This window comes from Streptomyces sp. NPDC005281 (genome assembly GCF_040607495.1).
In the GTDB taxonomy this organism is placed as follows: Bacteria; Actinomycetota; Actinomycetes; order Streptomycetales; family Streptomycetaceae; genus Streptomyces.
In genome coordinates this window covers 125236-146502 of record NZ_JBEXGX010000006.1, presented here as the reverse complement: position 1 = coordinate 146502, position 21267 = coordinate 125236, and the positions used below count along the sequence as shown (strand labels likewise).

Below are 21267 nucleotides of genomic sequence, written 5' to 3'. Positions count from 1 at the left end.
GTGGCGACGAGGGTGGCGGCCGCGACGGCGGTGGTGGCTGCCACCGTGGACGCGGGTCTCCGGGTTGCCGCACCGGGCGCCGTCGTGGACTGCCGAAGGAGTCGGAGGGGATCGGTGCGGCGGCGGTCCGGACTGCTCAGCCGGTGTCCCGGCCGGTCCGCGTGCGCGTCGGCACGATCCCCGTGTCCACCTTCTCCCGGGCCGCGCGCAGAGCCCGCAGACGCGGGGGCCACTTGCGGGTGTCCCGCGGTTCGACGTAGGGCTCCTCGGTCGGGGGCCGGCCGTGGGTGATGGCGCGCTGCCGGGCCAGCTCCGCGTCGAACTCGAGGCCGAGGAGGATGGCCAGGTTGGTGAGCCAGAGCCATACGAGGAAGATGATCGCGCCCGCAAGCGTGCCGTACGTCTTGTTGTACGAGCCGTAGCCGGCCACGTAGACGGCGAATCCCCCCGACGCGGCCAGCCAGATCAGGGTGGCGACGACGCTGCCCGGACTCGACCAACGGAAGCCGCGGGCCGAGACGTTGGGGGCCGCCCAGTACAGCAGCGCGATCATCAGCTCGACGAACAGCAGCAGGACGGGCCACTTGACGATCGACCACGCCGTGATCATGGCGTCGCCGAGCCCGAACGCGGTGCCGGCCCGCTCGGCCAGCGGTCCGGTGAACACGACGATGATCGCGCTCCCGATGAGAAGCAGCATCAGCGTGACGGTGAGCGCCAGCCTCAGTGGCGTGATCTTCCAGACCGGACGGCCCTCCGGCAGGTCGTACACCGCGTTGGACGCGCGGATGAACGCGCCGACGTACCCCGACGCGGACCACAGCGCCGCCAGCAGCCCGACGATCGCCAGCACTCCGCCCGTACCGCCGCTGTGTCCCAGTTGCGCGACCGCGTCACGCAGGATGTCGCGCGCGGGGCCCGGTGCCAAGTCTCCCACGCTGGTGAGGAGTCGGTCCGTGACGCGTTGCCCCATGACACCCAGCAGGGAGACCACCACCAGCAGCGCGGGAAACAGCGACAGCACGCCGTAGTAGGTCAACGCCGCCGCACGGTCGGCGAGTTCGTCGTCGCGGAACTCCTTCACCGTGCGCCAGGCCACGGGCCACCACGCTCGCGCGGGCAGTCTGCCGGGGACGTCCTTCCCGGCGGGCTCCGCCGTCGCCGCGCCCGCGTCCGCACCTGTACCCGTACCCGTACCAGTACCTGTATCGGTGCCGGTGCCGGTGCCCGTGCCCGTGCCAGCGCTCGTGCCCGCGCCCGTGTCCGGAAGAGCTCGCTGCTTCGATTCCGGTCGCTTCTCGTCCATGACCGCCGTGTTGCCCGAAACGCGCCGCTGAAGCCCGCCGCGAGGGTGCGGACCCGACTCACCGACGATTCAAGCTGCCTGGACAAGAAAAGTTTTCGGTGGGAGGGTGGAGTCATGTTGGACGTGACCGTGATCGAGGACGCCGAGGCCGCCGCCGTGTCGCTGGACCCCATACGGGCCCGGCTGCTCGCCGAACTGGCCGCCGGACCCGCGTCGGCCGCCATGCTGGCCGGCAGGGTCGGCCTGCCCCGGCAGAAGGTGAACTATCACCTCAAGACGCTGGAGCGGCACGGCCTGGTCGAGCTGGCGGGCGAGCGGCGCAAGGGGAACGTCACCGAGCGGATGATGCGCGCGACGGCGGCGTCGTACGTCATCTCGCCGAAGGCGCTGGCCGCCGTACAGCCCGATCCGGACCGTTTCCGGGACCAGCTGTCCGCCCGCTGGCTCCTCGCGCTCGGCGCCCGGCTCGTCCGGGACGTCGGGTCTCTCGTCACCGGAGCCGCGAAGGCCCGCAAGCGGCTGGCGACGTACGCGCTCGACGGCGAGGTGACCTTCGCGTCGGCGGCCGACCGGGCCGCGTTCATCGAGGAACTGACGGCCGGGGTGAGCGCGCTCATCCGCAAGTACCACGACGGGGACACGGAGACCGGGCGTCCGCACCGGATCGTCGTCGCCGTCCACCCCACGCTCAAACCCGAAGCCGGGGAGGGACCCGAGGCCGTTGCGCAGTCCGATGCGGCGGCAGGGCCCGAAGCCGTTGCGCAGCCCCGCGCGGCGGCCGGACCCGAAGCCCTCGGGCAGCCCGGGGCCGGACCCGAGACAGCCGGGGAAGCCCCCGCGCGCACCGCAGCCACCCACTGATCACCCAGGAGTCGTCATCATGCCCAAGGAATTCGAGGTCGCCCGCGAGTACGAGGTCGACGTTCCGCCCGCCCGGGTGTGGGACGCGATCACCAGCGGCAGCGGCGGCTGGCTGTGGCCCGTGGAGTACGAGGCGCGCGAGGGCGGGGCCGGCCCCTTCGGCAGCACCATCACCACCTGGGACCCGCCGCACCGGCTGACCGTGCGCACCGAGGACGTCAGGTTCCCGACACAGAGCCTCAACCAGATCGACCACACCATCGAAGCCCGCGGTGACGGCAGCAGTTCCTGGGTCCGGTACGTGCACAGCGGCATCTTCACCGACGACTGGGACAACCAGTACGACGGGGCCGACAAGCACACCGACTTCTATCTGCACACCCTGCGCGAGTACGTGACCCACTTCGCGGGCCGCCCGGTGGCCTTCGCGACCTTCGACGGGCCCGGCGCGTCCGCGGCCTCCGACGCCTTCGCGGCCGTCGGACGGGCCCTCGGCCTCGCGGACGGCACCGCGGAGGGCGAGCGGGTACGGGCGCAGGGGCCCGGCGGCGAGGACTTCGACGCCGTGCTCGACTACCGCAACCCGTACTTCATCGGGCTGCGCACCGACAGCGCGCTCATCCGCTTCTTCGGGCGCGGCCGCTGGGGCGCGCCGGTCGGCATGAGCGTCCACGACTTCGCGCCCGACGCCGACGCCAAGGGCAACGAGACCGCCTGGAGGGGCTGGCTCGACGAGGTCTTCGCGGGCTGACCGCGCGCGGCCGAAGCGCCGTGCCCGCAGACTCGAAGAGCCTCGGCTCCGCAACGCGGTGAGCCCCGGCCCCGTAGGCGGGCGGGAACCGATGAGCGTTCCGCGCAGGCGAAGAGCCCGGCCCCCCGGACGACGGGGCCGGGCTCTCGCGTACCCGTTGCGACTACGGACGGAACCGCAGGACCTGCGGGTCGTGGTCGCTGATCTGGTCGGAGAACTCCGAGTTGATGTGCACGCTGTCGTAGTCCAGGTCGCAGCCCTTGCGGATCGAGGGGCTGACCAGGATCTGGTCCAGGACCTGCTGGTTGCCCTGGTAGTCGTACGTGTAACGCTCCTTCTTGGGCAGCGACTTGATCGCCGACCAGAGCTCGCCGTCACCCTCCAGGATCTTGGCGGTGTCGGAGAACTCGAAGTCGTTCATGTCGCCGAGCGCGATGACGTCGGCGTTCTTCTGCGTCTTCAGGATCTCGTTGACGAAGCCGTTCACCAGGGCCGCCTGGGCGTGCCGCTGTACCTCGGAGCTGCGCGTCGGGGGCTGGTACTGCGCGGTCAGCCCCTGGTCACCGCCCTTGGAGTTGAGGTGGTTGGCGATCACGAAGACCGTGTGGCCGCGGAACACGAACTCGGCCGCGAGCGGCTTGCGGCTGCTCTTCCAGGCGTCGTTCGCCGGGTCGACGCGGCCGGGGGACGCGGTGAGCTGCGCCTTGCCGTGCACCTTCGTGACGCCGACGGCGGTCGTCGAGTCGCCGCCCGCGCGGTCGGTGAAGGAGACCCGCTCGGGGTTGAAGAGGAAGACCTGGCGGATGTTGCCGCCGGGCTCGCCGCCGTCCTGGTCGTTGACCGGGTCGATGGAGCGCCAGTCGTACTTCGGGCCGCCCGCCGCGACGATCGCGTCGATCAGCTTGTTCACCGTCTGGTCGGCGGCGACCGTGCCGTCGTCCGTCGCGCCGTTGTTGTCCTGGATCTCCTCCAGGGACACGATGTCGGGCGAGTTCAGGTTGTTCACGATCGCGGACGCGTGCGCGTCGAACGTGCCGTCGCCCGGGTCCAGGTTCTCGACGTTGTACGTCGCCACCGCCAGCTCGCCGCGCGACTGCTTGCGCGTGGTCTCGCGCTCCAGGCCGCCCTTCTGAAGGGTGCCCAGCTGGTTGGCGACCAGGGTGTAGCCGCCGAACTGGTTGTAGTCGAGCGGACCCGCCGTGGTGCCCGCGAGCTTGTCGCCGACGTTCGCGACCGGGAAGTCGGCGGTCGCGCCGAGGGACTGTATCTGTATGCGTCCCGTGTTCTGCGAGGTGTACGAGCCGTACACCGTGCCGCCGCGCCGCGAGGCGTGCTCGTGCGACTTCACCGTGACCCACAGCTCGCTGTACTTGTCGGTGGCGGTGACCACACGGGTGTCGGCGACCTGGACGTTCATGCCCTCGAGGGACTCGTAGTAGTCCAGGGCGTACTGCGCCGGCTCCAGGGCGAGCGCGTTGACCGAACCGGCCGCCGCGGTGTCGCCGGCGGGGGCGTAGTCGTCCGGCACGGACCTGGCGTCGACGACCGTCGCGGCCGGGACGGGGTTGCCGCTGGAGACGACGGTGACCGTCGGCTTGGTGACCTCGGTGACCGACTGGTTGCCGGTGGAGACGCCGCCCGGGACGTACTCCGAGACCGTGCCCGTCACCGTGACCGAGTCGCCGACGGCGACCTTGGGGGCGGAGCTGGTGAAGACGAAGACGCCCTCACTCGTGGCGGGGTCGGCGTCCGGGGTGGGGTCCTGGAACCAGAAACCCTTGGACGAACCGTACGTCCGCACGCCGGTGACGATGCCGGGCACGTCCGCGACCTTCGTGCCCGCGAGGGGCGAGGTCCGGGTGGTGCCCTGGATGTCGTGGATGTGGACGGTGTCCGCCTGGGCCGGTGTGGTGAACACAACGGCGGAGACGGTGGAACAGACCGCGGCGACGGTCAGCGCGCCGATGCGCGCGGTTCTCTTGCTCGGCAAGGGAATCCCTCCGGGGACGTTCGTGAGCGCCGGGACGAGGGTGGACTGGTGGGGGGAGCGCGACCTGCTTGCGGGCCAGTGACGCGCGTAGAAGCGGCCCAGCCACACGGCCGTTGAACTTCTACGCGCGTCAATCTCGTGTGTGGCGGGGGGAGTTGTCAAGGTTTCGGCGCTGTACGAGACCTGCCGGACACATGAACCGGGCGGCATGGGTGGAAATCCGTCTAGGCTGAGCAGTTGGTACGGATCTCCCGGCGCTTGGACCGCTCGGAACGACCCGCCCGCTTGGACCGCTCGGAACGATCTGACCGCCCGGCCTGCTCGGAACGATCGGCTCGCCCGGCGTGCCTGGACTGCTCGGACTGCTTGAAACGATCGGCCCGCCTGGACTGCTTGAAACGATCGGCCCGTCCGGACCGTATGAACCGCTCGGACCGGACTGCTCGGACCGGACCGGACCGTTCGGACCCGTACCGCTTGGACCGGACCGCTCGGACCGTATGAACCGCTCGCCTGCCCGCACTGCTCGTCGTGGTTGTTCGGAGGAGAACCCAGCCGATGTCAGACAGCTCTTCCCTGCCGCCCGTGCGGCTGCACTCCGAGGCGCAGTTGGCGCGGGACGCCCTCGCCGCGCCGCTGCTCTCCCGCGCCGCACGGCTGGCCCGCTGGGCAGGCCCCGCCACCCGTGTCGGCGCCGGGGGCGAACTCGTCGAGGAACAGATTCCCGAGGCGACCGGCGTCCTCGGCCTGTCCGGCGAGGACGCGGCCGCCCTCACCGGTGAGGCCTGGACGGTGGCCGTCGACATCGGGCTCGTCGAGATCGTGGACGAGGAGGAGGGCAGCGTCACGACGGGAGAGGACCTCGCCCTGCTCACCTCGGGTGCCCCGCAGGACGTCCTCGGCGTCTGGCTCGGCGCGCTCGACATCGTGCTGGCCGACGCGAGCGTGCCCGACCTCGGCGATCTCGTCGACGCCATGGACGAGGAGGGCGAGATCGATCTGTCCTCGCTCGACTGGGACCCGGAGGCGGAGTCCGAGTTCCTCGACGGGGTGCTCGGCAACCTGTATCTGCTGACCGTCGGAGAGGACGCGCTCGGCGAGGTGTCGGTGCCGCTGCCCGCGCTCGCCGCCTCGATGATCCTGCCCGACGACATGGGAGAGCCCACCAACGACGTCCTGGAACAGGTCTCGGACGCCATGATGCGGCTCGACGACCAGTTCCGGCTGCTGGAGCCCATCGGACTCGTCGCCTTCCAGCCGGTCGACGAGGCACTGATGGCGGACGCAGCCGAGGAGCCGGTCCCCGCCGACGACATGGACGTGTCGCGGTACGGGGTGGTGCGCCTGACACCGCTCGGACTGTACGGACTGCGCGCCCGGCTGATCGAGGCGGGATTCTCCGCCCCCGCGGTGGGCGAGCTGACCGACAAGGGGGCGGACACGCTGCTGGACGGCACGGCCGGCTTCCCTCCGACCGCCGCTCAGGCCGAGATCGAGCAATGGCTCGCCCGGCGTGAACCGCTGTCCGCCGCGCAGGAGTTGCTCTCCGCCGCACGCGGCGCCGACACGGGCGGCCCGCTGCGCCGCCTGCACTGCCAGCAGGCGCTCGCGCTCGTCGGCGCGGAGGCCGAGACCGCGCTGCGCGAGGTGCTCGACGACGCAGAGCTGGGCGGTCTCGCCCGGGTCTGGCTCTCCGAACGCGACGCGCCCGATGTGCCGCCGCCGTCCGAGGCGATGGTCTTCTGGCTGACCATCGACACGGTGGCGGCACAGCTCGCCGCCGAAGGGAACTCCGCGGAGCTCCAGGCGCTGGTCGAGGGCCTGGCCCAGCAGCACAGCGGCTTCTTCGACATGGCCTGGCGGGTCGACCACCCCGCCGCCCCGGACGTCCTGGAGGCCATGGGCCGGCTGCACCCCGACAAGAGGGTCGCCAAGGAGGCCCGCAAAGCCGCGTTCAAGGCCCGGTCGCAGCAGGGCGCGTGACACGGGCGGTGAGATGACTCGGGTGCCGTGCCGGGCGCTGGGGTGCCGGGGTGTAGGGCTGCCCGGTGCGGGGCTGGGGCTGTAAGTCGGGGGCCCGGTTCCGGTTGTCGGGTGGGGCTCCGCGGAGAGCTGCCTGCGCCGGTCGGGTGGATTCACGTAAGCGGGACCCCGGAAGTCGGCGCGCGTTCAACTCGTGTTCAGGCGGGGACGGGACGGTGTGGCCGCGAACCGAGGTCGCGGCCGCCCCCCCCCCCACGACAGTCCGAGTCCACCGTCACAGGAGACATCACATGTCGCTCTCTCGCAGGGACTTCGCCAAGCAGTCCGCGATCACCGGTGCAGGCGTCGTCCTGATCGGCAGCGTGGGCGCCCTCGCCACCGCCCCCAACGCGCTCGCCGCCGCCGAGACGGAGACCGAGGGCGTCGGTGAGGACTCGGCGGAGGCCCGCCACGGTGGCGTCGGCTACGGCCCGCTCGTCACCGACCCGAAGGGCCTCCTCGCGCTGCCCGCCGGGTTCTCCTACCGCGTCGTCACGTACAGCGGCCGCACCAAACTGGACTCGGGTGAGTTCACGCCGTCCAACCACGACGGAACCTCCACGTTCCAGGGTCCGCGCGGCGCCACCCTCCTCGTCAACAACCACGAGCTCAAGGGCCCCCGCTCCGGCTGGGCACATCCCGTGCCGCTCACCGAGGGACTCGTCTACGACCCCGCCGCGTCCGGCGGCTGCACGGTCGTCGAAGTGCGCCACGACAAGGTCGCCGAATGGGTCGGCATCGCGGGCACCTCCACCAACTGCGCAGGCGGCAATACTCCTTGGGGCACCTGGCTCACCTGTGAGGAGACCGAGGACAAGGCCGGCCAGAACGGCATGACCAAGGACCACGGATACGTGTTCGAGGTCGACCCGCAGGACCACCGCCGCAACAAGAACCCCAAGCCCCTGAAGGCACTCGGCCGTTACGCCCACGAGGCGGTCGTCGTCGACCCCAAGCGGGGCCGGCTCTACCTCACCGAGGACGCCTCGGGCCCCAACGGCCTGCTGTACCGCTGGACTCCTCCGCAGGGCTTCGAGCACGGCCACGGACAGCTCGCCACCCTCGCCGACGACGCCGGGGCGCTCCAGGCCTTCAAGTGCTTCGACTCCGGCGGCAAGTTCGTCGACGACCTCTCCCGCGCCACCAGGATCGGCACGGTGTACGGCGTGGACTGGGTTGACGTCCCGGACCGTGACGCCAGGACGGTCTCCGTCCGCAAGCAGTTCACCGACGTCCAGGTGACCCGTGCCCGCAAGCTCGAAGGCATGTGGTGGGGCGACGGCGGTGTCTACATCGTCTCCTCCTACGCCCGCACCGAGAGCCCCGGCCAGGCGCACGACGGAGCGGTCTGGTTCTACGACCCCAAGCGCCGCACCCTGACGCTGAAGGTCCTCATCGGCGTGAACCCGAACCCCTCCGCCGACGGCGCCTTCGACGGCCCCGACAACATCACCGTCTCCCCCTACGGCGGCCTCGTCATCGCCGAGGACGGCGAGGGCATCCAGCACCTGTTCGGCGCCACCGAGAGCGGCCGTACGTACCCGATCGCCCGCAACGAGCTCAACAACGGCACCGCCGAGGCGCCGGAGTACAGCGAGTTCACCGGCGTCACCTTCTCGCCCGACGGCCGGACCCTCTTCGTCAACATCCAGGAGCCGGGCATCATGCTCGCCATCACCGGCCCGTGGAAGCGCCAGAAGCGCGGCTGAACTCCCTTCGGTTCCAGCGGAATTAAATAGCTCGCCCGACGCGCGGCCGCCCTCCTAAAGTGATGCATGTCCAGGTGCGAAGGCAGGACCTACTTCCACTGATAATGGGGCGGTCGCGGGTTCGAGTCCCGCCATCGGTACAACGCGCCGGTGTAGCTCAGGGGTTAGAGCACCTACGTCGGTTCCGCCGAGACTGAACTCTGGACACCACAACTTCACGCACCTCCCGGTGCGCGGGCCGCGGCTACTTCTCTCTCAAAGAATCCCTGCCGCGGCCGACTTGATCTCGGGAGGCGCAGCTCGTGGTGGGTGCCCGGTGCGCAGGCGGCGGATACTTCGGGACACGGTATGTTGCGGGTTCGAATCCCGTCGTCGACTCTCGGGTCGATGTGGCGGAACTGGCAGACGCGCCGGGTGAATAGGAACCGCAGCCACTCCTGAACTCGGGCACCCTCCATTTGCTGTGCCTCTCTCCGGAACTCTCATGAATTCGGGGGGAATTCACCATGGCACGCTTCAACAACAAGGCGGCGAAGGCACAGCCCACCTCTCGCGTGACGTCCACCGGCCGTGTGCTGCGTACGCACCAGGGCGGCCTGGGCCGCGAGCGCGACGCCCGCTCCGAGCTCTTCCTGCTGGCTGTGACGCACTTCCTCTCGGACACGTTCTACGAGGCCCGTTCCGACCGCGACGACCGGTTCGCCGCGCTCGTGCGCGAGCTCGCCGTCTCCGACCCGTCCTGGACCGCGGGCCTGCTCGGCTGGTTGCGCGGTGAGGGAAACCTGCGCACGGCCTCGCTCGTGGGCGCCGCCGAGTACGTGAAGGCACGGCTGGACGCGGGCGCCACCGACGGCCCGGCCAACCGGCAGGTCATCGCCTCCGTACTGCGCCGTCCTGACGAGCCGGGCGAGCTGCTCGCCCACTGGACCTCCCGGTACGGCCGCAGCGTGCCCAAGCCCCTCAAGCGGGGCATCGCCGACGCCGTACGCCGTCTCTACAACGACAAGACGCTGCTGAAGTACGACACCGCGTCCAAGGGGTACCGCTTCGGCGACATCCTCAACCTCGTCCACGCGGCGCCGGACCCGGACAAGCCGTGGCAGGGCGACCTGTTCCAGTACGCGCTCGACCGGCGCCACAACCCGGACACGGCCGTCGTCCCCAAGTCGCTGCCCGTGCTCGCCGCGCATCGCGACCTGATGGCGCTGCGGCCCGCCAAGCGGCGCAAGGTCGTGACCGGCGCGCAGGGGGCGCGGCGGCTGGCGGACGCGGGAATGACGTGGGAGGCGCTGGCCGGCTGGCTTCAGGGGCCGATGGACAAGGCGGCCTGGGAGGCCGTCATCCCGTCCATGGGCGCCATGGCGCTCGTCCGGAACCTGCGCAACTTCGACGAGGCCGGTGTCAGCGACGAGTTGGCCGCACAGGTCGCCGCGAAGATCAGCGACCCGGCGGAGGTCGCGCGCTCGCGGCAGTTCCCGTTCCGCTACCTTGCGGCCTACCAGCACGCGCCGTCGCTGCGCTGGTCGTACCCGCTGGAGCAGGCGCTCGGTCACTCGCTGGCCAACGTGCCCGCGCTGCCCGGCCGGACCCTGGTGCTCGTGGACCGTTCGGGCTCGATGTTCTACTCGCGGCTGTCGGAGCGCTCCGAGCTCAACCGGGCCGACGCGGCGGCGATCTTCGGTACGGCGCTCGCGCTGCGGGCGGAGGACGCGGATCTCGTCGAGTTCGGCACCACCAGCAAGCGGGTGGGCTTCGGCCCGGGCGAGTCCGTGCTCAAGGTCATCGGGCGGTTCGGCGACCTCGGCGGCACCAACACGACCGAGGCGGTCCGGGCGCACTACAAGAAGCACGACCGGGTCCTCATCGTGACCGACGAGCAGGCCATGTACAGCCAGTTCGGTGAGCCGACCGAGCAGGTACCGGCGAACGTTCCGGTCTACACATGGAACCTCGCCGGTCACCGAGCCGGCCACGGCCCCTCGGGCGAGGGCAACCGGCACACCTTCGGCGGGCTCTCGGACGCGGCTTTCCGGATGGTGCCGCTCCTTGAGTCGGCGCGTGACGCGGACTGGCCGTGGGCCCAGGCAAGTTGAGGTGTGAGGTGTGAGGTTCCGGGCTCCCGGGCCCGGATCGTGGGCGCGGCCCGTACTTCGGTACGGGCCGCGCTCCCGTGCGTCCCGGCTCGGCAGAGCAGCCTGCATAGGCGCCGCGTTCGGCGCGGTTCGCGGTTCGGCTCCGGCCGGTGGGTGGGTCGGGGCCGCGCAGGTACATCCGAACGGATCCCACCGGCGTTTCCAGGTGGGCGTGGGTGACGATCCGTCCGGCCTGCGGGCATTTGATGTACCGGTACGTCCCCTCCCGCGCGCTGCCGACTGCGGGTGCATCGTGGTGACCGTGCCGGTCTCTTCCGCCGGATCACGGCTGCGGGCGCATTTTTAGCCCCGGTCGGCGCAAGCTTCAGCCCCGGCCCGGAACATCCAGTCCCTCCGGCGTCTGAGGAGTGGGGGCTGGGGCGGAGGGGGCGAGGAAAAGGGGGTGCCGGACCCGGCCCGGATTCTCGCCCCCGGCCATAGGGGTTCGCCGTGGGTCAGAGGGACTCGGCTGCCGGTTTCACCATGCCTCGGACCGTGCGGGACTTGACGAAGTTGCCCATGGCCGTCATGTCCCACTCGCCGGAGAACTGCTTGATCAGCTTGGCCATCATGACGCCAGTCTGGGCCTCGGCGTTGGTGAGGTCGAAGCGGACGAGTTCCTCGCCGCTGGCCGCGTCGATGAGACGGCAGTAGGCCTTGGCCACCTCGGTGAACTTCTGGCCGGAGAAGGAGTTGACCGTGAAGACGAGGCCGGTGACCTCCTGGGGGAGGCGGCCGAGGTCGACGGTGATCACCTCGTCGTCCCCGCCGCCCTCGCCCGTGAGGTTGTCGCCGGAGTGCTTGATCGCGCCGTTGACGATGGAGAGCTTGCCGAAGTAGCAGCTGTCGATGTGGTTGCGCTGCGGACCGTACGCGATGACCGAGGCGTCCAGGTCGATGTCCTTGCCACGGAAGGCGGGCTCCCAGCCGAGGCCCATCTGGACCTTGGACAGGAGCGGGGCGCCGCCCTTGACCAGGGACACCGTCTGGTTCTTCTGGAGGCTGACCCGGCCCTTGTCGAGGTTGATCTTGCCGGTGGCGGCGGGAGCCGCGGCGGGCATGGGCGGGACCGGGGGAGCGGCCGGGGGCTGCGGGGCGGTGAGGCGGGGTTCCGCCGGCGGGGCCGGGGCCTGCGCCGCGGGGGCGGGCTGGGCGGCCGGAGCGGGTTCCTCCACGCTCACGCCGAAGTCGGTGGCGATGCCCGCCAGGCCGTTCGCGTAGCCCTGGCCGACCGCACGGGCCTTCCAGGCGCCGTTGCGGACGTAGACCTCGACGATCACCAGGGCCGTCTCCGCGCCGAGCCGGGGTGGGGTGAAGGTGGCCAGGACCGTGTTGTCGTCCGCGTTGCGGATCGTCGCGGTGGGCTCGATGCCCTGGAACGACTGGCCCGCGGCGTCGGGGCTCGCCGTGACGACGATCTTCTCGATGCCCGGCGGCACTGCGGCCGTGTCGACCGTGATCGCGTCGGGCGTCGTACCGCCGCCGGAGCGGTAGGTCACGCCGGGGCCGGACGGCTGGTTGTAGAAGATGAAGTCGGCGTCGGAGCGCACCTTGCCGTCGGCGGTGAGCAGCAGGCTCGACACGTCGAGCCGCACGGGGGCGGTGACGTCCACCGTCACACGGGAGACGGGGAGAGGGATGTTCGAGCCGGGCGTCATAGCTGTCATGACTGGGGTAACGAGCGGAGGCGCTTTACCGTTCCCTTACTCAAAGGGTGAGATGCGGGCCGGCCTCCGGGCCGGGGCGCGTGGGCCGTTCCCGGGCCGGTGCCCCGGGAACGGCCCACGCGATCCCTCAGGGCACCACGACGATCTTGCGTCCGACTCCCGACGCGAACTGCTCCAGTGCCTGCGGGTAGCTCGCCAGCGGGAGGCGGTCGCTGATGAAGACGGACGGGTCGAGGACACCCGCGGCGAAGAGTTCCGCGGCGCGTTCGAAGCTGTGCAGGACGGCCATCGAGCCGGTGATGGTGATCTCCTGGTTGTAGATGCGGTACGGGTCGACGGTGACCCGGGTCGCGTAGTCGGCGACGCCGAACTGGAGGAAGGTGCCCGCCTTGGCCACCCGGTCCAGGCCGTCCTGGATCGCCGCCGCGTTGCCCGTCGCGTCGACGACCACGTCCCAGCCCTGCGGGCGGTCCAGTTCGGCGGGGTTCGCCGCCGCCCCGGAGGCGCCGAGCAGCCGGGCCGTGGCCAGCCGCTCGGGGTTCACGTCGACGACGTCCACGCTCGCCGCGCCGGTGCGCTTGGCGAGTTCCAGCATCATCAGGCCCATCGTTCCGGAGCCGTAGACCAGGACATGGGCGCCGAGCCGGGAGCGCAGGACGTCGTAGCCGCGTACGGCGCAGGAGAGCGGTTCGACCAGGGCCGCGTCCTGGGTGGCGACGTGTTCGGGGAGCTTGACGCAGTTCGCGACGGGGGCGCTCGCGTACTGGGCGGCGCCGCCCGCGGTGGTCACGCCGATCGCGGCCCACCGTTCGCAGAGGTTGTTGTGGCCCGTACGGCAGTACCGGCACTCGTGGCAGTACAGGGACGGGTCGACGGCCACCCGGTCGCCGATCGCGAGCTCCGTGACCCGGGTGCCCACGCCCACCACCTCACCGGCGAACTCGTGGCCCGGCACGATCGGCAGCCTGGGCGCGAACTCGCCCTGGAGAATGTGCAGATCGGTGCCGCACAGGCCGCAGGCGGCGACCTCGACCACGACCTCACGGGGGCCCGGCGTCGGGTCGGGGACCTCGGCCACGACGGCACGGCCCACGGACTCGATGACTGCGGCCTTCATTTCACGGCTCCCAGCGACAGGCCCTGGACCAGTTTGTCCTGGGCGGCGAACCCCGCGGCGAGCACCGGCAGGGAGACGACGAGCGACGCGGCGCACACCTTCGCCAGGAACAGGCCCTGGCTGGTGATGAATCCGGTCAGGAAGACGGGGGCGGTCTCCGCGACCACACCGGTGAGCACCCGGGCGAAGAGCAGCTCGTTCCAGCTGAAGATGAAGCAGATCAGGGCCGTTGCGGCGATGCCGGGGAGGGCTATGGGGGCTACGACCCGGGTGAGGACCGTCGGCAGCCGGGCGCCGTCGATCCGCGCCGCCTCGATCACCGCGACGGGGACCTCGGCGAGGAACGACTGCATCATCCACACCGCGATCGGCAGGTTCATCGAGGTGTAGAGGACGGCCAGCAGCCAGATGTTGTCGAGCATGCCGGTGTTCCTGGCGAAGAGATAGATCGGCAGGAGGCCCGCCACCACGGGCAGCATCTTGGTCGACAGGAAGAAGAACAGGACGTCCGTCCACTTCCTCACCGGGCGGACCGAGAGCGCGTACGCCGCCGGGAGGGCCAGCAGCAGGACGAGGAGGGTGGAGGTCACCGAGGCGACCGTGGAGTTGATCAGCGCGGGCCAGGGGCTCGCGCCGCCGCCCGTGCCGAAGAAGTCCCGGTAGCCGTCGAGGGTGAGGGCGGCGCCGAAGGCCGGCGGGTTCTTCGCCGCGTCCGGTTCGGAGTGGAAGGACGTCAGGGCCATCCAGGCGATGGGCAGGAAGAACACGATGCCGAGCGCCCAGGCCGCCAGGCCCAGGCCGGTGCCCCTGGCACGGCGGGGGCCGGCAGGTGTCGCGGTGGTGCTCATCAGCGGGAGCCCTCCTCGCGGAACAGGGACGACACCACGCGCAGGGCGAAGGTCGCGATGACGATGGAGCCGATGACCACCAGGACGCCCGCGGCGGAGGCGAGGCCGTTCTCGTGGGCCTGGTAGAAGCTCTGGTACACGGTGTAGGGCAGGTTGGCGGTGCCCAGGCCGCCCGAGGTGATCGTGAAGACCGCGTCGAAGTTCTGGACGATGTAGATCGAGCCCAGCAGGGCGCCCAGTTCGAGGTAGCGGCGCAGGTGGGGAAGGGTGAGATGGCGGAAGACCTGCCAGTCGTTCGCGCCGTCCACCCGCGCCGCCTCGATCTGCTGGTGGTCGCGGCTCTGGAGGCCGGCGAGCAGGATCAGCATCATGAACGGTGTCCACTGCCAGACCAGGGACGTCTCGACCGCGAGCAGCGGGGTGTTCGAGATCCAGTCGGGCTGAGGACCGCCGACGGAGTGCAACAGGCCGTTCAGCAGACCGTACTCGGGGTTGTAGAGCACGTGCTTCCACAGGAGGGCGGCGGCGACCGGGACCACGAGGAACGGTGCGATCAGCAGGGTGCGGACGATGCCGCGCCCGCGGAACCTCCGGTCCAGGAGCAGGGCCAGGACCAGGCCGAGGACCAGGCTGACGAGGACGACGGTGACGGTCAGCAGGATCGTCGTCCGGACGGAGTGCCGCAGATCGGCGTCGGTCAGCACCTGTGAGTAGTTGCCGAAGCCGGTGAAGCGGCGGGCCTTCGGATAGAGGGAGTTCCAGTCGAAGAACGAGATCACCAGCGTGGCCACGAAGGGCAGTTGGGTCACCGCGATCATGAAGATCAGCGCCGGGAGCAGCGGGGCGCGGGTGGCCCAGGCGCGCAGCCGGGCCGACGGTTGTCCGTGGGTGCGTACGGGAGGAGCGGCCACGCGGGCCGTTGTCGTCGCGGTCATCGTCCCTCGTACTCCTTGGAGATCTTCTCGGCGAGTTTCTGGGACCTGCTCAGGGCCGCGTCGACGGACTGGCGTCCGGCGATGGCCGCGCTGATCTCCTGCGAGACCTTGGTGCCGAGGTCGGTGAACTCGGGGATGCCGACGAACTGGATGCCGGGCGCGGGGCGCGGCTGGACGCCGGGGTCGCGCGGCCGGGCACCCTCGATGGCCGCGCGGGTCATGTTCTGGAAGGCGGCGGCCTCTTTGACGTAGGCGGCGTTCGTGTAGGTCGAGGCGCGTTTGCCCGCCGGGACGTTCGACCAGCCGGCGGTGTCGCCGACCAGTTGTTCGTAGCCCTTGCCGGAGGCCCAGGAGATGAACTTCCAGGCCTTGTCCGGGTTGTGCGAGGCCTTCTGGAGTCCCCAGGCCCAGGTGTAGAGCCAGCCGGAGGACGCGGTCCTCTCCACCGGCGCGGGCACGTAGCCGAGCTTGCCCCGGACAGGGGAGTCCTTGGCCTCCAGCAGGCCCGCGGCGGAGGTGGCGTCGTACCACATGGCCGTCTTGCCCTGGGTCATGTTGTTGAGGCACTCGGCGAAGCCGGACTGGGCGGCGCCGGACTCGCCGTGCTCGCGTACGAGGTCGACGTAGAACCTGGTGGCCTTCTCGAACTCGGGGGAGTCCAGGCGTGCCTTCCAGTCCTTGTCGAACCAGGTGCCGCCGAAGGTGTTGACCACGGTGGTGAGCGGGGCCATGAGTTCGCCCCAGCCGGGGAGTCCGCGCAGGCAGATGCCCTTCATGCCGGATTCGGCGCCGTCCGCCTTCGCCGCGAGGTCGCCGACCTGCTGCCAGGTGGGGTGCGCGGGCATCGTCAGGCCCTTCGCCGCGAAGACGTCCTTGCGGTACATCAGGAAGGACGACTCGCCGTAGAACGGCTGTCCGTAGAGCTTTCCGTCGTCGGCGGTCAGCGACTGCCGCATGGGCTTCAGGATGTCCCGCTCGTCGTACCCGCTGTCCTGGCGCACGTACGAGTCCATCTCGTGCAGCCAGCCGTTGCGGGCGTAGATCGGTATCTCGTAGTTGGAGAGGGTGGCGATGTCGTACTGGCCCGCCTGGTTGGCGAAGTCCTGGCTGATCTTGTCGCGGACGTCGTTCTCCGGCAGGACGGTGAAGTTCACCTTGATGCCGGTGTCCTTGGTGAAGTGGGCCCTGGTGAGTTTCTGGAGCTCGACCATCTGCGGGTTGTTGACCATCAGTACGTTGATGGAGTTCCCGCCGGAGCCCGACCCGCCCGCTCCGGTCCAGCAGCCGGAGACGAGAGGGGAGAGCAGCGTCCCTGCGGCTGCCGCGGCGAGCAGTGCGCGCGGCCTCCGTCGGCTCGGGGTTCGCATGGATCACTCCTGGAAGGGTGGGTGCAAATGGGGAGAAAAGGGGTGGGGTGAGGTGTGAGGATGCCTGTGGCCGTCGCGGCGGTGCGGAGGGGGTGGTGGCCGGGGCGTCGGGTCGGCGGGGCTCTCAGACGCGGATGACCTGGGGGCCCAGCAATGAGTAGCGGTGCGCCTCGGAGGCCGGGAGCAGTGTGCTCGTGACGATCGTCTCCAGTGCGCCGATGCCGGCGAACCGGCAGAAGCTGACGGCGCCGAACTTGGTGTGCACCCCGGCGAAGACCGTGCGCCGGGAGGCCCTGATCGCCTGCGCCTTGACCTCGCTGACCGCCGGGTCGGGGGTGGTGAGGCCGTGTTCGCGGGAGATGCCGTTGGCGCCGATGAACGCGAGGTCGATGACGAAGCCGGCGAGCATCTTCGTCGTCCAGTGGTCGACGGTGGCGAGCGTGCCGGGGCGGACCCGGCCGCCGAGCAGCAGGACGCTCGTGTTGCCGGCCCCGGTGAGGGCTCCGGCGGTGGCGAGGGAGGCGGTCACCACGGTCAACGGCCTGTCCCTGGGCAGCGCTTCGGCGATGAGCTGCGGGGTGAACCCCTCGTCGACGAAGACGGTCTCGGCGTCCCGGGCCAACTCGGCCGCGGCGGCGGCGATCCGGCGTTTTTCGGGCACATGGCTCGTGGTGCGGAAGGCGAGCGTCGTCTCGAAGCCGGCGCTCTCCACGGGATAGGCGCCGCCGTGGGTTCGGCGTACCAGTCCGTGGTCCTCGAGGGTGCGCAGATCGCGCCGTACGGTCTCCTTGGCGACGCCCAGTTCGCCGGCGAGTTCGGTGACGTCGACCGAGCCCGTGCGGCGCGCGGCCCGGACGATCTCGCGCTGTCGTTCTTCCGCAGTCATGGCTGTCATCGCCGTCACCCGCTCCCTCGCGCTCCGTCGCGCATGCCCGTTCGGACCCGGTGGGCCCTTGAGGGAAGTTCTACAGCGGGTGTCGGCCACTGGCCAGGCCTGTTCCGGGCCCGATGCTGCCCGGCTGTGCCCGTTCCGTGCCGTCGCCGCCCGTCGCGGACCTGGGGCGGAGCGGGGGCGGTGGGGGAATCGGGCAGGGGCCGTGCCCGAACACGGGGGTGGGCGGGCCCGTTCCCTGCCCGCCCGCCCACGGGTCTTCAACCGCCGTGTCAGTAGGGCCAGATCGGCGGGTGCGTGGTGAAGTGGCCGCCGAGGTGGGCGTGGTCGGGGTTGCCCGGGTCGAGCTCCCCCTGTTCGGCGATGAGCTTCTCGGCGTACGGCTCGGAGTCGTCGCGCGGCTCGTAGCCGAGGGCCCGCGCTGTCGAAAGGTCCCACCACAGGCGGGTGTTGGCGGACGAGCCGTAGACGACCGAATGCCCCACGTCCTCGGCGGTCAGGGCCGCGTGGAAGAGGCGGGCGCCGTCCTCGGGGCTCATCCACACCGAGAGCATGCGCACACTGGTGGGCTCCGCGAAACAGGACCCGATGCGTACCGAGACGGTCTCCAGGCCGTGCTTGTCCCAGTAGAACTGCGCCAGGTCCTCGCCGAACGACTTGGAGAGGCCGTAGAAGGTGTCGGGGCGGCGTGGTGTGCCGACGGGGATCAGGGGGTCGTCACCCTGCGGGCGCGGGGTGAAGCCCACCGCGTGATTGGAGGAGGCGAAGACGACTCGGCGGACGCCCTCCTCGCGCGCCGCCTCGTACAGGTTGTACGTGCCCTCGATGTTGGCCTTGAGGATCTTGTCGAAGGAGGCTTCCAGGGAGATGCCCGCGAGGTGGACGACCGCGTCGACGCCCCGCACCGCCTCACGCAGCGCAGCCCGGTCGGCGAGGTCCGCGGTGATCGCCTCCGGTTCGCCCTCGACCGGGAGCATGTCGAGCAGGCGCAGCTCGTAGCCGTACTCCGGCAGCAGCCCGCGCATCAGGGTGCCGAGTCCGCCGGCGGCGCCGGTGAGCAGAACGGTGCGGGGAGCGGGCATGCGGGATGTCCTCCGTAGGGGCCGGTGCGGCGGGGCGGGGAGCCGCGGCGAGTCGGCGAGGGCCCTTGCCAGGTAATCGTATTCGTGTACGCCATTCACATCCATGGACACGCTATGAAGTGCTGACGTGCCGCGTCAAGTGTCGCGCGAAGGGGAGGAATCCGCCTCCGTGTTGCGGGTTTGCGTGCTTGACCGGCCCCGAGGTGGCGGCTTAGCGTGGGCGCGTTCAGAGATATGGACATGGATCAGAAACGTGCACCCGGTGTGCATCTTTCAAGGGAGAGTCCGTGACGTCAGCCCCTCTCGCCGCTCGGCTGAGCATCCCCAGCGGGCCGCTGTTCTTCCCCGTCACCGCGTACGGCCCCGACGGCACGGTCGCTCCCGCCGTCCTGCGGGAGCATGTACGGCGCGGCGTCGAGGCCGGAGCGGCGGCGGTCTTCGCGTGCTGCGGCACCGGAGAGTTCCACGCGCTCGTGCCCGAGGAGTTCGAGGCGTGCGTCAGGGCCGCGGTGGAGGCGGCCGAGGGGCGCGTCCCGGTGGTCGCCGGCGCCGGATACGGGACCGCCCTCGCCGTGCGCTACGCGCGACTCGCGGAGGCCGCCGGGGCCGACGGGCTGCTCGCCATGCCGCCGTATCTCGTGAACGCCGGGCAGGAGGGCCTGCTCCGGCACTACCGGGAGATCGCCGCCGCCACCTCGCTGGACGTCATCGTCTACCAGCGCGACAACGCCGTCTTCACCCCCGAGGGCGTGGTCGAACTCGCCCGCACCGAGGGGATCATCGGCTTCAAGGACGGGCTCGGCGACCTGGACCTGATGCAGCGGATCGTCAGCGCCGTACGGAGCGAGGCGCCCGGCGACTTCCTCTACTTCAACGGCCTGCCCACGGCCGAACTGACCGGTCTCGCCTACCGGGGGCTGGGGATCACGCTCTACTCCTCGGCGGTCTTCTGCTTCGCCCCCGGGGTCGCGCTGGCCTTCCACCGGGCCCTGAACGCCGGGGACGACGACACGGTGAACCGGCTGCTGGACGGCTTCTACCGGCCCTTCGCCGACCTGCGGGCGCGGGGACGCGGCTACGCGGTCGCCCTCGTCAAGGCGGGTGTCCGGCTGCGCGGACTGGACGTCGGCGAGGTCAGGCCCCCGCTGAACGAACCTGCCGAGGACCATGTCAAACAGCTCGCGCAGCTGATCGACCGCGGATACGCGCTCATCGAGGAGGAACTGTGAGGACGTCCGCGTTCCTCTATCCCTGGGATGTCAACGGTGACCCCGGGGCCGCCGCCAGGACCGCCGCTCTCGGCGTCCGCCAGGTGACCCTCGCGTCCGCCTACCACTCCACGCGCGCGCTGACGCCCCGCCACCCGGAGCACCGGATCGTCACGGCGTCGCACGCCGCCGTGCTCTTTCCCGTGGACGAGGCGCGGTGGCGAGACATGGTCCTCCGCCCGTACCCGGCCGGGGACTGGGCGCCCGGTGACGCGTACGGCGAGGCCGCCGCCGCGCTCGCCGGGGCCGGGCTCGACGTCCACACCTGGGTCGTGCTCGCGCACAACTCCCGTATGGGGCAAGAACATCCGACGACCTCCGTCGTCAACGCCTACGGGGACCGCTACCCCTGGGCCCCCTGCGTCGCCCAGCCCGCCACCCGCGCCCACCTGGCCGACCTCGCGGCGGAGGCCGCGGTGCGGCCCGGCGCGACGGGTACGGAACTGGAGTCGCTCGGCTGGTACGGGCTCGCCCATCTGCACGCCCACGACAAGACCGGCGGGGTGCCGCTCGGCGACGCCGGGCAGTACCTGATGTCCCTCTGCTTCTGCGCGGTGTGCGCGGACGGATACGGCCGGCAGGGCCTCGACGCCGAGGAGCTGGCGTCCTTCGTGCGCGGGGCGCTGGAGCCGGTGTGGCGGGGGGAGCCGTCGGGCGGGGGCTGGGCCGGAGTGGAGAAGCTGCTCGGGGCGGGGACCGCGGCGGCCACCCGTCTCTGGCGCGACCAGGTGGCCCGCTCGCTCCAGGAGGAGACGGTCTCGGCGGTCCGCTCCGCCGCGCCGGCCGGGTTCCAGGTGCTGCTGCACGCCGACCCCGTCTCCTTCCACTGCGGCGCCAACGCCGGGGTGGATCCCGGGCACATCCTCTCCGTGGCCGACGGGGTGGTCGTGCCGTGCACCGGCGGAGCGGGTCTGCTGACACCGTTCGCGGAGGCGCTGCGGGCGGGGGCGCGGGGCAGGGTCCTGGCCGCCAACTTCACCGTGGTGTCCGGGATGGGCGGCCGGCCGGAGGGTCTGGCGGCAGACGCGGCCCGCGCGGCGGAGCTCGGCGCGACGGAACTGCGGCTGTACCACGCGGGGTTGGCCTCGGACGCCGATCTGGAGGCGGTGCGGAGGGCGTTGGCGGGGCTGGGCTAGAGGGCTCTCTCCGCCCCGTCCCGCGGTCCACGCCCGCCGGCGGTTCCGCCTTTTCCTGCGGCTCCGCGTTCTCCTGCGGCGCTATCCCTCCTGCGACTCCGCGTCCTCCAGCGGTGCCATCCCTCCTGCGGTTCCGCCTCTTCCTGTGGCTCCGCGTTCTCCTACGACTCCGCCCCTCCTGCGG

The 21267-nt window shown here is 70.9% G+C and carries 16 protein-coding genes and 1 tRNA gene; 8 read left to right on the top strand and 9 right to left on the bottom strand.

Translation table 11 applies throughout. The features are described 5' to 3' along the window. Positions 1-136: 136 nt before the first annotated feature. A complete protein-coding gene (locus ABZV42_RS11215) occupies positions 137-1306 on the bottom strand; it encodes a YihY/virulence factor BrkB family protein (protein ID WP_356051701.1) in 1170 nt (389 codons plus the stop codon). Between the two features lie 114 nt (positions 1307-1420). Between ABZV42_RS11215 and ABZV42_RS11210 the strand changes: the two genes are divergently transcribed. Beyond that, positions 1421-2167 (top strand): winged helix-turn-helix domain-containing protein, encoded by a 747-nt coding sequence (locus ABZV42_RS11210; protein ID WP_355983975.1) that lies wholly within the window; start codon positions 1421-1423, stop codon positions 2165-2167. A 19-nt stretch (positions 2168-2186) separates the two neighbouring features. Then, the gene (locus tag ABZV42_RS11205; protein WP_356051699.1) at positions 2187-2918 is read left to right on the top strand and encodes an SRPBCC domain-containing protein; all 732 of its coding nucleotides are present in this window, start codon (positions 2187-2189) and stop codon (positions 2916-2918) included. A gap of 163 nt (positions 2919-3081) precedes the next feature. On the opposite strand, the gene ABZV42_RS11200 is transcribed toward ABZV42_RS11205, so the two are convergent. Then, positions 3082-4908, bottom strand: a complete 1827-nt coding sequence (locus ABZV42_RS11200) for an endonuclease/exonuclease/phosphatase family protein (protein ID WP_356051698.1) — start codon at positions 4906-4908, stop codon at positions 3082-3084. Between the two features lie 558 nt (positions 4909-5466). Here ABZV42_RS11200 and ABZV42_RS11195 point away from each other — a divergent pair. The 4 genes from ABZV42_RS11195 (at position 5467) to ABZV42_RS11180 (ending at position 10732) form a co-directional block, all read left to right on the top strand. Then, a complete protein-coding gene (locus tag ABZV42_RS11195; protein WP_356051697.1) occupies positions 5467-6891 on the top strand; it encodes a hypothetical protein in 1425 nt (474 codons plus the stop codon). A 290-nt stretch (positions 6892-7181) separates the two neighbouring features. Next, complete coding sequence (locus ABZV42_RS11190) at positions 7182-8639, top strand: alkaline phosphatase PhoX (protein WP_356051695.1); 1458 nt, start codon at positions 7182-7184, stop codon at positions 8637-8639. Between the two features lie 67 nt (positions 8640-8706). Then, a tRNA-Ile gene (locus ABZV42_RS11185) sits at positions 8707-8776 on the top strand. A gap of 369 nt (positions 8777-9145) precedes the next feature. After that, the gene (locus ABZV42_RS11180; RefSeq protein ID WP_356051693.1) at positions 9146-10732 is read left to right on the top strand and encodes a TROVE domain-containing protein; all 1587 of its coding nucleotides are present in this window, start codon (positions 9146-9148) and stop codon (positions 10730-10732) included. 494 nt (positions 10733-11226) lie between these two features. Here ABZV42_RS11180 and ABZV42_RS11175 read toward each other — a convergent pair whose 3' ends face one another. The 7 genes from ABZV42_RS11175 to ABZV42_RS11145 all read right to left on the bottom strand — a co-directional run bounded on the left by ABZV42_RS11175 (position 11227) and on the right by ABZV42_RS11145 (position 18679). Next, a complete protein-coding gene (locus ABZV42_RS11175) occupies positions 11227-12429 on the bottom strand; it encodes a TerD family protein (RefSeq protein WP_355984048.1) in 1203 nt (400 codons plus the stop codon). A 136-nt stretch (positions 12430-12565) separates the two neighbouring features. After that, a complete protein-coding gene (locus ABZV42_RS11170) occupies positions 12566-13555 on the bottom strand; it encodes a zinc-dependent alcohol dehydrogenase family protein (protein WP_355983969.1) in 990 nt (329 codons plus the stop codon). Beyond that, complete coding sequence (locus ABZV42_RS11165; RefSeq protein ID WP_355983968.1) at positions 13552-14403, bottom strand: carbohydrate ABC transporter permease; 852 nt, start codon at positions 14401-14403, stop codon at positions 13552-13554. Before ABZV42_RS11165 ends, ABZV42_RS11170 begins: the two co-directional genes overlap by 4 nt. Further along, positions 14403-15338, bottom strand: a complete 936-nt coding sequence (locus tag ABZV42_RS11160; RefSeq protein WP_355983967.1) for a sugar ABC transporter permease — start codon at positions 15336-15338, stop codon at positions 14403-14405. The genes ABZV42_RS11165 and ABZV42_RS11160 overlap by 1 nt, the downstream gene beginning before the upstream one ends. Continuing rightward, a complete protein-coding gene (locus tag ABZV42_RS11155; protein WP_355983966.1) occupies positions 15335-16705 on the bottom strand; it encodes a sugar ABC transporter substrate-binding protein in 1371 nt (456 codons plus the stop codon). Before ABZV42_RS11155 ends, ABZV42_RS11160 begins: the two co-directional genes overlap by 4 nt. Before the next feature lie 124 nt (positions 16706-16829). Beyond that, the gene (locus ABZV42_RS11150; RefSeq protein WP_355983965.1) at positions 16830-17600 is read right to left on the bottom strand and encodes a DeoR/GlpR family DNA-binding transcription regulator; all 771 of its coding nucleotides are present in this window, start codon (positions 17598-17600) and stop codon (positions 16830-16832) included. A 269-nt stretch (positions 17601-17869) separates the two neighbouring features. Further along, a complete protein-coding gene (locus ABZV42_RS11145) occupies positions 17870-18679 on the bottom strand; it encodes an NAD(P)-dependent oxidoreductase (protein ID WP_355983964.1) in 810 nt (269 codons plus the stop codon). Positions 18680-18966: 287 nt separating this feature from the next. On the opposite strand from ABZV42_RS11145, the gene ABZV42_RS11140 reads away from it, so the two are divergent. Further along, entirely contained in the window at positions 18967-19908 is a 942-nt protein-coding gene (locus ABZV42_RS11140) for a 5-dehydro-4-deoxyglucarate dehydratase (protein WP_355983963.1), read from the top strand. Continuing rightward, positions 19905-21083 carry a hypothetical protein gene (locus ABZV42_RS11135; RefSeq protein ID WP_355983962.1) on the top strand — a complete coding sequence of 393 codons (1179 nt, stop codon included), beginning with the start codon at positions 19905-19907 and terminating at the stop codon, positions 21081-21083. The genes ABZV42_RS11140 and ABZV42_RS11135 overlap by 4 nt, the downstream gene beginning before the upstream one ends. Positions 21084-21267: the final 184 nt, after the last annotated feature.

Bases quoted from the DNA above. Each gene is read 5' to 3' on its own strand.
- ABZV42_RS11215 (WP_356051701.1), bottom strand. From the start codon at position 1,306: ATGGACGAGAAGCGACCGGAATCGAAGCAGCGAGCTCTTCCGGACACG.
- ABZV42_RS11210 (WP_355983975.1), top strand. From the start codon at position 1,421: ATGTTGGACGTGACCGTGATCGAGGACGCCGAGGCCGCCGCCGTGTCG.
- ABZV42_RS11205 (WP_356051699.1), top strand. From the start codon at position 2,187: ATGCCCAAGGAATTCGAGGTCGCCCGCGAGTACGAGGTCGACGTTCCG.
- ABZV42_RS11195 (WP_356051697.1), top strand. From the start codon at position 5,467: ATGTCAGACAGCTCTTCCCTGCCGCCCGTGCGGCTGCACTCCGAGGCG.
- ABZV42_RS11190 (WP_356051695.1), top strand. From the start codon at position 7,182: ATGTCGCTCTCTCGCAGGGACTTCGCCAAGCAGTCCGCGATCACCGGT.
- ABZV42_RS11180 (WP_356051693.1), top strand. From the start codon at position 9,146: ATGGCACGCTTCAACAACAAGGCGGCGAAGGCACAGCCCACCTCTCGC.
- ABZV42_RS11175 (WP_355984048.1), bottom strand. From the start codon at position 12,429: ATGACGCCCGGCTCGAACATCCCTCTCCCCGTCTCCCGTGTGACGGTG.
- ABZV42_RS11170 (WP_355983969.1), bottom strand. From the start codon at position 13,555: ATGAAGGCCGCAGTCATCGAGTCCGTGGGCCGTGCCGTCGTGGCCGAG.
- ABZV42_RS11165 (WP_355983968.1), bottom strand. From the start codon at position 14,403: ATGAGCACCACCGCGACACCTGCCGGCCCCCGCCGTGCCAGGGGCACC.
- ABZV42_RS11160 (WP_355983967.1), bottom strand. From the start codon at position 15,338: ATGACCGCGACGACAACGGCCCGCGTGGCCGCTCCTCCCGTACGCACC.
- ABZV42_RS11155 (WP_355983966.1), bottom strand. From the start codon at position 16,705: ATGCGAACCCCGAGCCGACGGAGGCCGCGCGCACTGCTCGCCGCGGCA.
- ABZV42_RS11150 (WP_355983965.1), bottom strand. From the start codon at position 17,600: ATGACAGCCATGACTGCGGAAGAACGACAGCGCGAGATCGTCCGGGCC.
- ABZV42_RS11145 (WP_355983964.1), bottom strand. From the start codon at position 18,679: ATGCCCGCTCCCCGCACCGTTCTGCTCACCGGCGCCGCCGGCGGACTC.